This window comes from Stenotrophomonas sp. (assembly GCF_036662295.1).
Lineage (GTDB): Bacteria > Pseudomonadota > Gammaproteobacteria > Xanthomonadales > Xanthomonadaceae > Stenotrophomonas.
Genome location: NZ_JAVWXA010000010.1, coordinates 19584 through 35968 on the forward strand (window position 1 = coordinate 19584; position 16385 = coordinate 35968).

General features: G+C 69.7%; 12 protein-coding genes and 2 tRNA genes. 7 read left to right on the forward strand and 7 right to left on the reverse strand.

Features of this window, described 5'->3' with window-relative positions; all coding sequences use genetic code 11:
- Positions 1–19 precede the first annotated feature (19 nt).
- Positions 20–1354 carry an exodeoxyribonuclease VII large subunit gene (xseA, locus tag RSA25_RS03480; RefSeq protein WP_332807524.1) on the forward strand — a complete coding sequence of 445 codons (1335 nt, stop codon included), beginning with the start codon at positions 20–22 and terminating at the stop codon, positions 1352–1354.
- A gap of 10 nt (positions 1355–1364) precedes the next feature.
- On the opposite strand, the gene RSA25_RS03485 is transcribed toward xseA, so the two are convergent.
- Entirely contained in the window at positions 1365–2279 is a 915-nt protein-coding gene (locus tag RSA25_RS03485; protein WP_332807525.1) for a M48 family metallopeptidase, read from the reverse strand.
- 101 nt (positions 2280–2380) lie between these two features.
- Complete coding sequence (locus RSA25_RS03490; protein ID WP_332807526.1) at positions 2381–4246, reverse strand: formylglycine-generating enzyme family protein; 1866 nt, start codon at positions 4244–4246, stop codon at positions 2381–2383.
- A gap of 148 nt (positions 4247–4394) precedes the next feature.
- Between RSA25_RS03490 and rnd the strand changes: the two genes are divergently transcribed.
- Positions 4395–5474 carry a ribonuclease D gene (gene rnd, locus RSA25_RS03495; protein ID WP_332807527.1) on the forward strand — a complete coding sequence of 360 codons (1080 nt, stop codon included), beginning with the start codon at positions 4395–4397 and terminating at the stop codon, positions 5472–5474.
- Between the two features lie 51 nt (positions 5475–5525).
- Here rnd and RSA25_RS03500 read toward each other — a convergent pair whose 3' ends face one another.
- The 3 genes from RSA25_RS03500 to RSA25_RS03510 all read right to left on the reverse strand — a co-directional run bounded on the left by RSA25_RS03500 (position 5526) and on the right by RSA25_RS03510 (position 12082).
- Complete coding sequence (locus RSA25_RS03500) at positions 5526–6659, reverse strand: hypothetical protein (protein ID WP_332807528.1); 1134 nt, start codon at positions 6657–6659, stop codon at positions 5526–5528.
- 253 nt (positions 6660–6912) lie between these two features.
- Positions 6913–9243 carry a TonB-dependent receptor gene (locus RSA25_RS03505; RefSeq protein ID WP_332807529.1) on the reverse strand — a complete coding sequence of 777 codons (2331 nt, stop codon included), beginning with the start codon at positions 9241–9243 and terminating at the stop codon, positions 6913–6915.
- A gap of 289 nt (positions 9244–9532) precedes the next feature.
- A complete protein-coding gene (locus tag RSA25_RS03510; RefSeq protein WP_332807530.1) occupies positions 9533–12082 on the reverse strand; it encodes a Cache 3/Cache 2 fusion domain-containing protein in 2550 nt (849 codons plus the stop codon).
- A 335-nt stretch (positions 12083–12417) separates the two neighbouring features.
- Between RSA25_RS03510 and RSA25_RS03515 the strand changes: the two genes are divergently transcribed.
- Positions 12418–12493, forward strand: a tRNA-Ala gene (locus tag RSA25_RS03515).
- A 104-nt stretch (positions 12494–12597) separates the two neighbouring features.
- On the opposite strand, the gene RSA25_RS03520 is transcribed toward RSA25_RS03515, so the two are convergent.
- Positions 12598–12762, reverse strand: a complete 165-nt coding sequence (locus RSA25_RS03520) for a hypothetical protein (RefSeq protein WP_332807531.1) — start codon at positions 12760–12762, stop codon at positions 12598–12600.
- A 91-nt stretch (positions 12763–12853) separates the two neighbouring features.
- On the opposite strand from RSA25_RS03520, the gene RSA25_RS03525 reads away from it, so the two are divergent.
- Entirely contained in the window at positions 12854–13255 is a 402-nt protein-coding gene (locus tag RSA25_RS03525) for a hypothetical protein (protein ID WP_332807532.1), read from the forward strand.
- Here the strand turns inward: RSA25_RS03525 and RSA25_RS03530 are convergent.
- Positions 13227–14069: a helix-turn-helix transcriptional regulator gene (locus RSA25_RS03530; RefSeq protein ID WP_332807533.1), complete on the reverse strand. Its 843-nt coding sequence runs from the start codon at positions 14067–14069 to the stop codon at positions 13227–13229. The genes RSA25_RS03525 and RSA25_RS03530 overlap by 29 nt on opposite strands.
- Positions 14070–14147: 78 nt before the next feature.
- Between RSA25_RS03530 and RSA25_RS03535 the strand changes: the two genes are divergently transcribed.
- From RSA25_RS03535 to RSA25_RS03545, 3 genes are all read left to right on the forward strand, one after another.
- Positions 14148–15323, forward strand: coding sequence for a YbfB/YjiJ family MFS transporter (locus tag RSA25_RS03535; protein ID WP_332807534.1), 1176 nt, complete (start codon positions 14148–14150; stop codon positions 15321–15323).
- A 187-nt stretch (positions 15324–15510) separates the two neighbouring features.
- A tRNA-Phe gene (locus RSA25_RS03540) sits at positions 15511–15586 on the forward strand.
- Between the two features lie 320 nt (positions 15587–15906).
- Entirely contained in the window at positions 15907–16356 is a 450-nt protein-coding gene (locus RSA25_RS03545; RefSeq protein WP_332807535.1) for a hypothetical protein, read from the forward strand.
- The last annotated feature ends 29 nt before the right edge of the window (positions 16357–16385 follow it).

Below are 16385 nucleotides of genomic sequence, written 5' to 3' on the forward strand. Positions count from 1 at the left end.
CGTACCGTTTGACCCGTCCATGGACCGCAGTGCGCAGATCCTCACGCCCAGCCAGCTCAACATCCTGGCCCGCGACCTGCTGGAAGGCGCCTTCCCGCTGATCTGGGTGGAAGCCGAGCTGGGCAGCGTGACCCGCCCGGCCTCCGGCCACATGTACTTCACCCTGAAGGATGCGCGCGCGCAGATCCGCGCGGCCCTGTTCAAGCCCAAGAGCCAATGGCTGAAGTTCGTGCCGCGCGATGGCATGCGCGTGCTCGCGCGAGGGCGGCTCACGCTGTACGAAGCGCGCGGCGAGTACCAGATGGTGCTGGACCACATGGAAGAAGCCGGCGAAGGCGCGCTGCGCCGCGCCTACGAACAGCTCAAGGCGCGCCTGGAGGCCGAGGGCCTGTTCGCGGCCGAACGCAAGCGCGCCCTGCCCACGCACGTGCGCCGCCTGGCGGTGATCACCTCGCCCACCGGTGCGGCCGTGCGCGACGTGCTGAGCGTGCTGGCGCGCCGCTTCCCGCTGCTGGAGGTGGACCTGCTGCCCAGCCTGGTGCAGGGCGACAGCGCGGCCGCGCAGATCACCGCGCTGCTGCGCGCCGCCGATGCCAGTGGCCGCTATGACGTGATCCTGCTCACCCGCGGCGGCGGCTCGCTGGAAGATCTGTGGGCGTTCAACGACGAACAGCTGGCGCGCGCGATCGCCGCCAGCGCCACGCCGGTGGTGTCGGCGGTGGGCCACGAAACCGACTTCAGCCTGGCCGACTTCGCCGCCGACCTGCGCGCACCCACCCCGTCAGTGGCCGCCGAGCTGCTGGTGCCCGACCGGCGCGACCTGCAGCTGCACGTGCGCCGGCTGGCCGCGCGGATGGTGCAGTTGCAGCGGCATGGCCTGGGCCAGGCCATGCAGCGGGCCGACCGCGCACTGCTGCGCTTGAACGCACAAGGCCCGCAGGCGCGGCTGCAGTTGCTGCAACGCCGCCAGCAGGACCTGGCGCGGCGGCTGGCCAGCGTGTGGCGGCAGCAGCAGGAGCGCCGCCAGGCGCAGCTGCGGCACGCGGCCGTGGTACTGCGCAATGGCCATCCGCAGCGCCGCCTGGACGCGTTGCGCGATCGCCTGCAGCGGCTCGCCCCGCGCGCCGACGCGGCGATCGGCCGGCAGCTGCAGCGCGACCAGGTGCGCCTGCGTGCGCTGGCCCGCTCGATGGAGGCGGTGAGCCCGCTGGCCACCGTGGCGCGCGGCTACAGCATCCTCACCCGCCAGGACGATGGCAGCCTGGTGCGTTCCCCACTGCAGGTGCGCCCCGGCGAGGCGCTGAATGCACGCGTGCAGGACGGCACCATCGAAGTGGTGGTCAAGGACAGGTAAGCCGGCGCCGTTACCGCGACGCCGAGCCGCCCGCGATTTCGCAGTATTTCTGCCGGTACTCCAGGGCCTTGGGCATCAGCGCCTGCAGGTTCTGGATCCGCGTGCCCGGGTTGGGATGGGTGGAGGAAAACTCCGGCGGGGCCTGCCCGCCGCTGCTCTGGCCCATGCGTTCCCACAACGGGATCGCCTCGCGCGGGTCGTAGCAGGCCGCCGCAGCCAGCATCAGGCCCACCTCATCGGCCTGCGTCTCGTGGCTGCGCGCGTACGGCAGCAGGTAGCCGTAGCCCATCGCCGACATCACCATCTGTTGCTGCTGCGGGTCCATGCCGCTGGCCGCGCCGGCCATCTGCCCGATCTGGGTCAGCTTCTGCTGGGCCATGCGCTGGGCACCGTGGCGCAGCAGCGCGTGGGCGATCTCATGGCCCATCACCACCGCCATCGCATCCTGGGTGCGGGCCACCGGAATCAAGCCGGTATAGACGGCCATCTTGCCGCCCGGCAGGCAGAACGCATTGGCCTGCTCGGACGGAATGACGTTGACCTCCCACTCGAAATCGCGGGCGAAATGCGCCGGCTTCAGCCCGTGTTCCTCGGCCAGTGCGGTCTCCACCACGTCCACCTTGCTGATCAGCCGCTGGGCAATGGCGCGCACGTCGCGCGAGACCTGCGCGTTGGGGTCCAGCGGCCGCTCCTGGGCCAGGATCTCCTGGTAGGCCTGCAGCCCCAGCGCCTTTTCCTGGCTGGCATCGAGCGAGCTGTCGATCAGCACGCTTTCCCCGGTATAGGGATCCACCGCGCGGTTGGAGAACCAGTAGTAGGCCGCGTAACCGGCGAAGGCCAGCAGCACCCACCAGCGGATGTTGCCGAACAGCCCCGGGCGGCGGGCGCGCCCCTGTTGCTGACCACCGAATGGATCGTTGCGCATGTTGCAGGTTCCTGGCGGGGACCGGCGCACCCTGGCCGGTACGGCGCCATCTTAGTGGCTGGGGCGGGAGATGGGGTGAGCGCCGGCCGCTGCCCGGCCGCTCAGATGCCGCGCACCAGGCGGAAGCCGATACGGGCGCTGGTGGTGTCCGAATCCTGCGACTGCCGCCAGGCCGCACGGGTCTGGTCGGGGGCATTGGCCCAGTTGCCGCCGCGGATCACCCGCTGCCGGCAGCCCGGGTTGAACCAGGCCGCGCCATCGGCCGGCGCGCGCCGGTAGCTGGCGTGCCAGCAGTCGGCCACCCACTCGCTGAGGTTGCCGGCCACGTCGTGCACGCCCCAGGCATTGGCCTGGAAGCTGCCCACCGGCGCCGGGCCCCACCAGCCGTCGCCGTAGCCGACGAACGCGTTGTACCAGCGCCGGCCTGAAGGCGACACATCCTCGGCACCGGTGAAATTGCCCGACTGCGGCGGCGGCGTGCCTTCATCGCCCCACGGGTAGCGGCCGCTGCTGCCGGCACGCAGCACGTATTCGAACTCCGCCTCGCTGGGCAGCCGATAGGCGCGCCCGGTCTGCTCGGACAGCCAGGTGGCGTAGTTTTCGGCGTCGCGCACGCTGACGTGCATCACCGGCGAATTGGCGATCGCCGCGGCCCCGTTGTAGTCCGATTGCCAGTCCACCCCGCTGTGGCGCACGAAATTGCCGCTGCGCTCGTCGTACACGATGGAATGGCCGCGCCGGGTCGCCCGTGGCCGTGCGTTGCTGGCCTGCACGTAGCGACGGAAGTCGGCCACGGTGACCTCGGTGATCGACATGGCGAACCCGCGCTCGAAGCGCACGTAGTGCGAGGGCTTCTCCGCGTCGCTGGCGCCGCGCTCGCTGTCGCCGGCGCCCATCTGGAAACCGCCGTGCGGCACCACGATCATCTGCGGGCCGCGCCCGCCGTCGCGCAGCGCATCGCTGAACACCTGGCGCGGTCGGAAGCTGCCGTAATGGGTGACCAGGTCGATGCGTTCGCGCAACTGGCCCACCACCGGGTCGCCGGGCAGCGCGATGCGCAGCGCATCCTCCAGCTTCTGCCGCGCCGGCTTCAGCCCCTGCGGCGTGGTCAGGTCACGCAGGCCCTCATCGCGCAGCCGGGTGAGCGTATCGGCACGGATACGCTCGATGCGTTCGAAGGCATCGGCAATGGTGATCGACGAATCACGGACCTTGGCCGCCTCGGCCAGCCAGGTGCCGGCGGCGGTGAAATCGCTGCTGCGCGCGGCGGTTTCGGCACGCCGGATCAGCGTGCTCTCGGCAGCGGCCAAGCCCTGCCGCGCGCGCGCGTCGTCCGGCGCCAGGGCCAGCGCTTCGCGGAAATTGGGAATGGCGCCATCGCCGTCTTCGCCCACCCGATCCGCGCGCAGGTCGTCCTCGCCGGCGCGGTTGTAGGCGATCACGCGCTGGGCGATCTCCACCTTCGACTGCAACTGGCGCACGCGCGCATCGTCCGGGGCGATGGCCATCAGCACCAGCGCCCGCTCGCTGGCCTGGGCCAGCGCCTCGCGCTGCTTGAGCGGGCGCGCCAGCAGGGCATCGGCCTGGTCGAGCAGCCGCTGCCGCGCGCGTTTGATGCCGGCCTGGGCCTGGCGGTCGTTGCCGTCACGCCGCAGCAGCGCCAGCCAGATCGGCAACGCGGCCTCGGCGTCGGCGTACAGGTGATCCTGCTCGAAGGCCTGCGCGGCCTGCCGGCGCGCCGCCGCCACGTCCTCCTCGTCGATCTGCACCACCGGCGGCTGCCAGCGCTGCACGGTTTCGGCGGCATCCTCACCGCCGATGGTCACCTGCGCGGCCTGCCGCTCCGCCACCCGCGGCGCCACGGCCTTGGCCGGCGCGGCCGCGGGCGCGGGCGCATCGGCCGAGCAGGCCGCCAGCGTGAGCAGCAGGGCCAGCAGCGATGGGACGGGAGCGGGTGTGCGCAACATCAGGTTCCTTGCAACCAGGGCCGAGCATCGCCGAACCGGGACGGGCCAGGCAAGCCGCGCGGCGACCGGTTCATGATACCGGCGCGCGCGCCCGGCACGGCGCGTTATCCTGCTCTCCCTGTGCACCCCTGCAGTAAACGGAACCCACGTGGCTTATTGGATCAAAACCCCGGCGGAGCTGGACGAGCGCTACCGCCAGCGCCCCACCCGGATCGGGCTGGACACCGAATTCATCCGCGAACGCACCTACTGGCCGCAGCTGGCCCTGGTACAGATGGCCGTCGGCGATGAGATCCTGCTGATCGACCCGTTGATCCCGGGCATGACCGAGGCCCTGGCCCCCTGGCTGGCCGATACCGGCATCCTGAAGATCATGCACAGCGCCAGCGAAGACCTGGTCACCTTCAAGGTCGCCTGCGGCGTGCTGCCGCGCCCGCTGTTCGACACCCAGATCGGCGCCGCGCTGGCCGGCATCGGCGGCGGCATGGGCTACCAGAAGCTGGTCCATGCGATCACCGGGGTGACCCTGGCCAAGGGCGAGACCCGCTCGGACTGGATGCGCCGGCCGCTGTCGGAGGCGCAGCTGGAGTATGCCGCCGACGACGTGGAGTACCTGTTTGCGATCCACGATGCGATCGAGGCCAGGCTGGGCGAGCTGGATCGCCGGCAGTGGCTGGCCGACGATGCCGAGCGCCTGCTCGCCAGCGTGGAGCACGACGAAGACCGCTGGCCGCACGTGGCGATGCGCTCGGCCCAGTTCATGGACGCGCCCGCGCAGTTGCGCCTGCTGCGCCTGCTGCGCTGGCGCGACGTGCAGGCACGCAGCAGCGACAAGCCGCGCAGCTGGATCCTGGACAACGAACTGGCCGCGTTGCTGGCGCGCACGCCCCCGGCCGACATCGCCGCACTGGACAGGGTGATGGAAGGCTTCCCGAAGGCGCCGCGCAAGCTGCTCGCCGCGGTGTGGGAAGCGCTCAACACCCCGCTGGACGACGAAGCCGAGGCGCCGCTGGCGCTGCCGGCCAACGATGGCAACAAGCAGGCGCTGAAGAAGCTGCAGGATGCGGTCAGCGCGCGCACCGCCGAGCTGGGCCTGCCCGATGGCGTACTGGCCTCGCGCAAGCACCTGGAAAGCTATCTGGAGCGTCGCCAGTGGCCGGCGGCGCTGGCCGGCTGGCGGCAGGCGGTGCTGGAGCCGCACCTGCAGCCGTTGCTGCCCGCGCGCTGAGCGGCGCGCCCGGTGGCGCCGACCGGTGGTCGGCGCGACAACGCGCGGGGCTCAGACGTAGCCCTGCGCCTTCAATGCCGCCCAGCGCGCCGGGCCGATCGCCTTGCGGATGCCCGGCAACGGATCGACATCGCCGGTGTTGTCGGCGACGCCCACCACGAAATCCTCGGTGATGGGCAACATCGCCCGCTGTTCCGGCGCGTCCAGCCACGCGGCCACGTTGCGCAATACCCGCTGCGCCGAGGCGGTGTTGCCGCGCATCGCCATGAACTGCGCATGGCGCGTGCACGCGGCCACCAGCGCCGGCGCATCGAACCAGTGCTCGCCATCGCCCCCCGGGGCCGGCGCCATTTCCGCCGGGGCCCACAGGTAGTACGCCACGTCCTCGCCGTCGGCCACCACGCGCTCGCGATAAGGCTGGCGTGCCCATTGCAAAAACGGCGGCCAGGCCGCGGCGATGTCGCCGTCGGTGTAGCACAGCAGCAGGCAGTACAGCGGCGCGTCGCCGCCAATGCGCGGCAGATGGGCCGCGATCGCCTCCTTCAGCAGCCGCTCCACCTCGGCCGCCACGGTGGCCTGGGTTTCCCCCGGCAGCGGCCGCAGGTAGGTCAACCGGGGTTCGCCCGTGGGCTGGCCGTCGGCGGTGAGGTATTCCAGGTCGATGCGGACCATCACGCCGTCGTCGTCATAACGGTAGACGTTCTGGCACCACCAGGTGGCGCCGTCGCTGGACCAGTTCTCGGCCACCACACGCTGCAGCTGCGCGCCCTGCCAGTGGTAGGTCCGGTTGATGCCGCGGTCGCGGGTTACCATGTCCAGGCCGAGCACGCGCCCCTCCTGCTCGCGCCATTCCCAGGCTGTTCCGGGTTGGAATTCATCGTAGAAATCCAGCGCATGCTGCACGCCCTCGGCGTGCAACACGGCCTCCCATCGCCCCCCCGGCGTGCAGGTCAGCACCACCCTGCCCTGCGCATCGAAGCCGTGGCGGACGTGCTGGTCAGGATCGGCCTTGGCATCGGGCAGCCAACGTGGCGGCTTGCCACCGTAGTGTTCGCACGCGAACGGGGTCGGGCGGGTCATCGATTCGGTGGCCCAGCGCCACTGCACCACCTGTGCCTGGGTCTGCTTGAACAGGGCACGCGCGGCGGCGGGCGTGGCATACCTTTCGTACAACGTCTTGAGCATGGTCGACATCCATTTCAGGGAACCCAGGGCCGCCATCGTGGCGGCCGTGGCAGCGCCAGACCTTAGCACGCACCCTTTGATGCTTCGAGGCTTGAAAGCGAGCGCATCCCATGACGCCGAGCGTGGGCCGGCTGCAGGCCCAGAACCGCCGGTTGCCGTCGCGCAAACGACAACGCCCTGCACAGGCAGGGCGTTGTCGAGGCACCGCGCGCACCGGCCTACCGCCTGGGCGGTACGCCGGCCATGGCGGCGGTTACTGCCAGTTGAGGTTGAGCGAAACGCCCACGGTGCGCGGTTCGTTGTACACCGCGGCCATGTAGTTTTCGATCACGCCCTTGAGGTTCTTCTCGTTGGTGATGTTGCGCGCGAACAATGCCACTTCCCAGGCACCGTAGTTGCCCGAATAGCCCAGCTTCAGGCCGCCTTCGAAACTGCCCTTGGAGTTGAACTCGGCCGAGTCGTACAGCACGAAGCTGGTGTAGCCCTGCTTGTTCCAGTCGGTGGAGATGAAGAACACATCGCTGTCGTTGACCGGCACGTCGTAACGGGCGGCCAGGTTGATGTTGTACTTCGGCGCGTTCGGCAGCGGGTTGCCGTTGATCTGGGCGAACGTGTTGGCACCGACCTTGATGGTCGGGTCGTTCACGGTGCACACCACCGCGCCATTGAGGGCGCAGACCTGCGCGTACACGCGGTCGTCCTGGATCTCGCTGTGCAGCAGGCTCACGCCGGCGCTCAGGCTCAGGTTCGGGATCGGGCGCAGCTCCATGTCCGCTTCCAGGCCGTAGGCCTTGGCCTTGTCGGCGTTGAACAGCACGCCGTTGCCGTCCGAATCGTTGCCGTTGAGCTGGATGTCGTTGACCACGTAGGTGAAGGCGGCGGCATTCACGCGCAGGCGGTTTTCCCACAGGCTGCTCTTGATGCCCGCTTCCCAGGACAGGATCGTCTCCGAATCGGCGGTGGTGAAGTCGGCGTTGAACACCGCCGACCGGCCCTGGATGGTCGGGCCACGGAAGCCGCGCGCCACGCGCGCATACACGCTGAACTGCGGGTTGAACGCGTACATCGCGCTCACGTCCCAGCTCGGGGTGGTGTCGGCCATCTCCACGTCGGTGCGACCCTTGTAGGTCACCACGCCGGCGGCGGTGTCGGCGGTCTTGAGCAGGCGGGTGTGCTTTTCGTCGCGGGTCTGGCGCAGGCCGGCGGTCAGGGTGAACTTGTCGGTGACGTCGTAGCTGACCTGGCCGAACCCGGCCCAGGACGTGTTGACGTTGCGCAGCCGCACCCAGTTGTTCGGGTTGCGTGCGTTGCCCTGCAGGAACCAGGCGCGCTGGTAGAAATCGGTGGTGTCGCGGCCGTCGAAGTAGAACGCGCCGACCTGCCACTTCAGGCGGTTGTCATCGCCGTTGGCCAGGCGCACTTCCTGGGTCCACTGGTCCAGGTCGCGGATCTGGCCCATCGACTGGCCGTAGCCGTTGGGCACGCCATTCACCGGGAAATTCACGGCCGCGCCACCGTCGGTATCGCCACGGCTGTAGCCGGAGGTGGTCTCATAGGCAGTGATGGAGGTCAGCGACAGGTCGCCGAAGTCGTACACGGCCTTCACCGAGCCGCCGTAGGTCTTGTAAGCCTGCGGGTTGTTGTCGGCCTCGTCGTAGGCCACGCGGTCGCGCGGCACGTCGGTCTTGTTGGAGCCCTTGGTCACCGCACCACGCAGGAACAGCGTCGAGGTGCCGTCGTAGTCGCGCGCATGGGCCGAAGCCAGCAACGAGAAGTTGTCGCTGGGCTGCAGCAGCAGCTGGGCGCGCAGGTTGCGGTCGTCGAAGCCGCCCATGGCGTTCTTGCGCGGCGCCACGGTGCCATCGGCGCTGGGGCCGGTGTAGGTGTTGTCCACGTAGTCGTCGCGGTGCTGGTACAGCGCCGACACGCGGAAGGAGGCGATGTCGTTGATCGCCCCGCCCACGCCGCCGTCGATGGCCACGCTGCCGTAGCTGCCATAGCTGGCCTGCACGCGACCGCTGCTGTCCTGGCTCGGCTTGATGGTGTCGAACTTGACGATGCCGGCGGTGGTGTTGCGGCCGAACAGCGTGCCCTGCGGGCCACGCAGCACTTCGATCTGGTCCACGTCGTAGACCGGGTTGGACTTGAGCACCACGTGCTCGAGCACCACGTCGTCCTGGATGATCGAGACCGGCTGGGAGGCCCCCAGGTAGAAATCGATGTTGCCCAGGCCACGGATGTAGAAGCGCGGGAAGATGCGCCCGGTGGTGGTTTCGGCGTAGAAGCTGGGCACCTTGCCCGACAGCGCCAGCAGGGTGTCATCGCCGCCGGCGGTGTAGTCGCGGATCTTCTCGCCCTGGACCACGCCGACCGAGACCGGCACTTCCTGCAGGTTGCGCTCGCGGTGGTCGGCGTTGACGGTGATGGCATCCAGCGAGGTCGGCGTGGCGTCCTGTGCCAGCGCGGTGCCGGCCAAGCCGAACAGCGCGGTGGTGGCACAGGCCAGCGCCAGTGCATGGCGGCGCGGCAGCGCGGTGGAACGACGGGACGGCATCGACGCGGAGGTGGTGCGGTTGGCAGGCATGCAGGGTCTCGGGAATTGCAGAACGGGGTGGCGTGCGGCGCACGCGGATGAACAACAGCGACACCGCGGCTTTCGCAGCGATGGGGCACGTTATGGCGTGGATGTTGCAGTCTGGTTGCAGGGCGATGCGGGGGACGGCCGTCCATCCCCTTCCCTGATCTGCTGGCTGAGCCGCCGGGAGTCTGGCGCGGATTATGCCCGCTCGCTGCGAGGCCCGGTAGGCCTGACGTACCCGCGTGGGCGAAGAAGGCGCCTGCGCAACGTGCCGCAGGCGCCCCTTCGCGCGGGCTCAGGCCACTTCGGCCCGGCGCGGCAGTCGCGCCGGCTCGGCCAGTCGGAAACGCCCCACGGTGTGCTGCAGGTCCGCCGATTGCGCATTCAACGCACGCGCCGCCGCCGAGGCTTCTTCCACCAGCGCCGCGTTCTGCTGGGTGACTCCGTCCATCTGCACTATCCCCTGGTTGACCTGCTCGATGCCGGCGGCCTGCTCCTGGCTGGCGCTGGCGATGTCTTCGATCAGGCCGCCCAGTTCGCCCACCGAGGCCACCACGCGCTGCAGCGTGTCCCCCGCCTGGCTGGCCAGCTGGCTGCCGTCGGCGACCTGGCGGGTGGACACATCGATCAGGTCCTTGATCTCGCGCGCGGCCTGCGCCGAACGCTGCGCCAGCGCGCGCACCTCCGAGGCCACCACCGCGAAGCCACGCCCTTCCTCGCCCGCGCGGGCCGCTTCCACGGCCGCGTTGAGGGCCAGGATATTGGTCTGGAAGGCGATGCCATCGATGACCGAGGTGATGTCGGCGATGCGGTGCGAGGACGCCTCGATGCCCGCCATCGTCTCCACCACCTGCGCCACCGCGGCCCCGCCCTGCGCGGCCACGGCCGCCGCATCGTTGGCCAGGCGGTCGGCACGGCGGGCGTGGTCGGCGTTCTGCTTCACCGCGGCGGTCAGTTCTTCCAGCGAGGCCGCCGATTCCTCCAGGCTGGCCGCCTGCTGCTCGGTCCGGCGCGACAGGTCTTCGTTGCCGGCGGCGATTTCCGCCGAGGCGGTGGACACCGACACCGCCGCCTGCTGGATGTCACCGACGATGGCGGTCAACTGCGCCACGGTGGCGTTGGCATCATCGCGCATGGTGGCGAACACGCCCTGGAACTGGCCCTCGATGCGGCCGCGCAGGTCGCCGGCGGCCAGCGACCGCAACAGCCCGGACAGCGCGGCCAGGTTGCGATCGGCGGTGATCATCAAGGTGTTGAGCCCTTCGACCATCTCGCGGAAATCGTACTGGAACGCCGCCGCCTCGCCGCGCGCGCTGAAATCGCCGGCCGCCGCCGCCGCGACCAGGCGCTTGATCTCGCCGTTGATCGCCAGCAGCCGGCCGCGCACGCCGTTGACGGCTTCGGTGATCAGCGCCTTCTCGCCCGGCAGGTCCTCCATCGAGGCGGACAGGTCGCCATCGGCGTAGGCCCGCACCAGGGTCACCATGCGCATCTTGGTCTGGATGTGCGCGTCCACCAGGTCGTTGGTGCCGGTCACCATCGTGCCGAACTCGCCCTCGAAGCGCGCGCTGTCGATGCGGTGGCTGATCGCCCCCTCGGCATGCCGCTGGCTCATTTCGTTCTGCGCCTGGATGATCTCGCGCAGCTTGCCCTGCATCTGCCGCAGCGCGCCCATCAGCTGCCCCACCTCGTCCTGCCCGGCGACCACGATCTGGCGGTCCAGGCGGCCGGCGGCCACGTCGCGCGCCACCTGCCCGGCTTCGGCCAGCGGCGTGGTGAGCAGGCGCTTGACCACCACCAGCAGCACCACGATCACGGCCAGCAGCCCCAGCCCGGCCACCAGCGCGATGCGCAGCATCAATGCGTGCGTCACGCCCTGCAGCACCGACACCGGCTCCAGCCCCAGCACCGCCCACTGCCACGGCGCGTAGGCCTGGGCAGAGACGAAATAGGCCTGCGCCGGGCCATCGTCACCGCTGCGCAGATGCAGGATGGCCTGCTCGCGCGTGCCCGCCAGCAATGCGTCCAGCGCCGGCCGGTCGGCCGCGTCCACGCGTTCGGCCAGCGCCTGGCCTTCGCCCGCCGGCGCGGCGATGAGCTGGCCCAGGCGCTCGCCCGGGCGCACGTCCACCGCCAGGAAATGCCCCTGCTTGCCCAGCTGCGCGGTGCGCAGGCGCGTCTTCAGCGCGGCCAGGCCCTGGGAGTAGTTCTGGCCGACGAAGGCGATGCCCGCCACCTGGCCGTCGGCGTCGGTGATGGGCATGTAGTGGGTCATGTAGTCCACCCCGAACAGGTGCGCCGGCCCGGTGTAACGGCCGCCGCCCAGCACGATGCGGTAGGCCGGGTTGGCATGGTCGAGCACGGTGCCCAGCGCGCGGGCGCCCTCGGCGTTGCGCAGCGAGGTGGAGACGCGCACGAAATCCTCGCCCTGGCGCACGAACACCGTGGCCACCCCGCCGGTGGCGGCGGCAAAGCGGTCCACCGCGTCGGCCTCAAGGTTGATCGCCTGGTTGCCCAGGCGCAGCGTCGGCACCTCGCGCTCGCCCACCTGCACCGGCTGGGCCGCCTCCACGCGCGCCTCGCCCTCGGGCAGCATCGCGCGGAACGTCCCGGCCATGCGCTCTGTGCTGTCGCTCAGGCTGCGGTCGTAAAGTTCGACCGAGTCGCGCATCAGCGCCGTGGAGGACTGCAGCCCCGCCTCCACGCGCTGCTGGTAGCTGCTCGCGGACTGGCGGTAGATCAGCACGGCCAGCATGGCAAAGGCCACGGCGGTGATGAGGCCGATCAGCAGCGCAAGGCGCGCGCCGATGGAGGAAGCGAAAACGGTGGCGGCACGTGTCGTCATCGTTGGTACTCGAAGGAGAAAGTGTGGGATGTTCGTCACACTTCTTATCGGCACCCTTTCTGGTCCTCTTTACCCTCATGCGCGTACTGCCTTAGGCGCGGATGTATCGCCCAAGTTCTTGTTTTACAAAGAGGCTTCGTGAAAATCGTCTTCACAAAACCACGGCCGCGTTCAGAATCGGCGGCTGCAGCCGAGGGCGGACCCTGCCTCCCGGCCTGAAGCGTTGCCCGGCGCGCGCGCGCGCCGTGACACATCGGCGCTTGGCAGCGCCCCATTCACAGCGCTAGACTATGTCCAACGCGAGGCAGTGCCTGCGGGGTAAGTGCAGCATCCGTGGGGCCATAGCTCAGCTGGGAGAGCGCGTCGTTCGCATCGACGAGGTCAGGAGTTCGATCCTCCTTGGCTCCACCACTATTCCATACCATCAAGCCTCGGCATCGTCCGGGGCTTTTTGTTGTGCGCGGCCGGCGTGAATCCGGCCACGGCGCGGCCAGTCCGCGCCGTCACAGGCCGGCTCAGGCCGGATTGTCGTCCTTGCGGGGCGGCCGCCTGGTGTTGGCATCGTGGACCTTCTGGTCTTCCTGCCCCGGGCGCTGCCGGGCGACGTCTTCCTGCTTGCGATCCTGCCGGGTTTCGTCGACGCCCTGCTGCTTGGTGGATTCTTTGTCGGTACTGCCCATGCTGCGCCTCGTTGGTGTCTGTCGATGCCGGACGGCTCACCGCGAGGCTAGCGGCGCGGACGTGATGCAGTGGTCATGACATCATCGCGCGATGACCCCGCCCCAGCCCCAGCCCCGCCCTTCCCTGCGACTGCGCCGCGCCGCGCTCGTGCTGATGTCGGCCACCACCGTGTTCGGCCTGGCCGGCTGGGCGATGTTGGCCACCGCGCCGGGCTGCACGCTGGCGCAAGGTCGCTGGTCCGGCGCGGGGGTGTGCCATACCCGGCTGTGCCTGCTGCAGGGCGACTGCGGCGAGCGGGCCGCGCCGGTCGCCGGGTGCGCCCACGTGCAACCGGGCGACTCGCGCGGCAAGGTCTACTTCCATCTCGGCAATCCACTGCCCGGTGCCGGCGCGCTTGCACGCTGGCCGCTGCACAAGAGCAGCGCGGGCATGATCCAGGCCCGCTTCGACGGCGACCGGCTGGTCAGCCTGGCGTGTCCCGCCGCGCCGTAGCCTGCCGTGCGCGCCGCCATTGCAGCGGGCTGGCGCCCATTTCAACGCGGAACATGTAGTTGAACGCCGAGGCCGACGCATAGCCCAGCGCGTGCGCGACCACCGTCGGCGAGCGGCCCTGGGCCAGCCATTCGATCGCACGCAGCAGGCGCAGCCGGGTCCGCCAGGCGCGCACGCTCATGCCGGTCTCGCGTTCGAAATGGCGGGCCAACGTGCGTGCCGATGCGCCCATCTGGGTGGCCCAGGCGCGCATGTCACGGTCATCATCGGGCTGGTCGTACAGCGCCTGGCACCAGCGCTGCAGGCGCGCGTCCTTCGGCCACGGCAGGTGCCGCGCATGGCGCGGCTGGCGCTGCAGTTGCGCGGCGATCACCGCGCACAGGTCGGTGTAGTAACGCGCATCGTCCTCGGCGCGGATCGCCCCCAGCTCGATGATCAGTGCGCGCAGCAGCGGCGACACCTCCAGCACCGTGCAGTGGCCGGGCATGCCGGTGGCCACCGCGTCGGTCACGTACAAATTGCGGAACGCCGCCGCGCCCAGCGCGCGGGTATGGTGCAGCGTGCCGGTGGGCACCCACAACGCCTGCTGCGGGGAGATCACGTAACGCGCGTTGGCCGCGCTCACCTGCAGCACGCCATCGGTGGCGAAGGCCAGTTGATTCCAGCCATGCACGTGCGGCGGGAAGTGATCATCGGCGGCCATCTGCCGGCTGTGCGCGACCACCGGCCAGGGCAGGCCGGACAGCGGCGGCACCACCAGCTCGCGGCCCGGGGCGGCCAGCGTGCGGGGGCGGGATTGTCGTGTGGTCGACATGATGGGTCATTCTATCGAAAGACAGCCGGCCCCCGATCGCCCAGGATCAGCGGACCTCCCACCACCTCGCCGCGCCTGATGCCGCCTGCCAGCCCTCCCCCGTCCGCCCTGCGCCCCTGGCAGGTCATTGCCGCCGGCATCGGCGCGCTGGTGCTCACCGTGGGCCTGGCCCGCTTCGCCTACACCCCGCTGCTGCCGCTGATGCGCGTGGACGCCGGGCTCAGCGCGGCGCAGGGTGGCTGGCTGGCCACCTTCAACTACCTGGGCTACCTGCTGGGCACGCTGCTGGTGGCACGGGTGGGCGACATGCGGCAGAAGTTCCGTTTCTACCGGGTCGGGCTGGTGCTGGCCGTGCTGGCCACCGCGCTGATGGGCGTCACCTCGCACATCGTGCTGTGGAGCGTGTTGCGCTTCGTGGCCGGGCTGTCCAGCACCGCCGGCCTGCTGCTGGCCTCGGGGTTGGTGCTCAACTGGCTGCTGGCCCACCACCAGCGGCCGCGCCTGGGCCTGCATTTTGCCGGGTTGGGGCTGGGCATCGCGGTCTCCGGGCTGGCCACGGCCGCCTTGGCCGGGCACGCCAGCTCCAGTGGCCAGTGGCTGTGGCTGGGCGGGCTGGGCCTGCTGTTCCTGGTGCCGGCCTGGCGCTGGATGCCGGCGCCGGCAGCGGCCAGCCCGCAGACGGCCGCCACTGCCCCCGCGCCCCCCGGCATTCGCTGGCGGCGGCACCTGGTGGCCGCGTACTTCTGCGCCGGTTTCGGCTTCGTGGTCAGCGCCACCTTCATCGTGGCCATCCTCGAACAGACCCCGGCCTTTGCCGGCCACGGCAGCGCGGTGTGGGTGCTGGTCGGGCTGGCCGCGGTGCCCTCCACCTTCGGCTGGGACCGGCTGGCCGCGCGGCTCGGCCTGATCCGCGCACTGATGCTGGCCTTCGCCCTGCAGGCGCTGTCCTTCGTGCTGCCGCTGCTGGATGACGGGTTGGCGGCGGGGTTGGGCAGCGCGCTGCTGTTCGGCCTGACCTTCGCCGGCATCGTCAGCCTCACCCTGACCGTGGTCGGCCGCCACTATCCGCACAACCCGGCCAAGGCCATGGCCAACCTCACCCTCAGCTATGGCGTGGCGCAGATCGTGGCACCGGCGCTGGCCGGCACCCTCGCGCGCGACAGTGGCTCCTACCAGGCATCGCTGCTGTTGGCGGCGGTGATCATGGCCATCGGCATCGTGCTGCTGTGGACCATGCCCGAGGACACGCACTGAGCCGCGCACGGATCGCATCGATGGCCACGCGCGCGCATCGGGCGTGCAGGCACGCTGGATCAAGCACTTGCCGCTGCCTGCGCACCGCGCAGCAACAAATGTGAAATTTTTTTCGCGAAACCCTTGCCGAACCCTGCATACCTCCGTATTATTCGCGTCCTCGCCAGCGGCAACGCAGCGATGAAGTGGCCGAGTAGCTCAGTTGGTAGAGCAGGGGATTGAAAATCCCCGTGTCGGCGGTTCGATTCCGTCCTCGGCCACCACTATTTGAAAAGACCTGCAGAAATGCAGGTCTTTTTTTTTGTTCCTCACCCATCGGCACGCACCAAAAAGACCGAAGCGGTAGTGCCGGCCGCTGGCCGGCATCCCACAGCTACCCTTGTTCCCAACGGCCAGTGCTTTGGCTTTAGATCTCCTGGCGGCCACCGATCAACTGTCGGGGGTGACGAAGCTGTCATGCGCAGGGCTTCATGCGCCGCAATACAGAAGTCAACGCGATCACCCGCGTGCATCTGCGCCACCAAGTTGGCAGCGCACCACGCCGCAGGCACACTGGCACACCGCCATTGAACAAGGATGTCCCATGCGTGTTGCCTTGCTGTTGCCTGCCCTGCTGTTGAGCGTGGGCTGTGCGCACCGCACCGCCATGATCGCGCCGCCGACCGCCGGCTGGATCACTCCGGTGGAAGCCGTGCAGGCGGCCAACGATGATCCCAAGCGCGGCATCAGCGGCACCTTCGTGCTGACCGTGCAGAACGTGGACCAGACCGAGCACCGCATCTACCTCAACAGCGAGCGCGACTATCGCCACCAGGTTGCGCTCAGCGTATCGCTGGATGCAGCACAGGCCGAGGCCCTGCAGGCGCAACTGGGCCTGCCCTTGGAGCGCCTGGTCAACCGCCGCCTGCTGGTCCAGGGCACCGCGCGCCGGAACACGATCCAGTTCACCCACGACGGCCAGCCCAGCGGCAAGTATTACTTCCAGACCCAGGTGCGCGTGGACGACGCCCGCCACCTGCGCCTGGCGCCGTAATACGCCGGTAGCGGCAGCGGCGGCGCGCA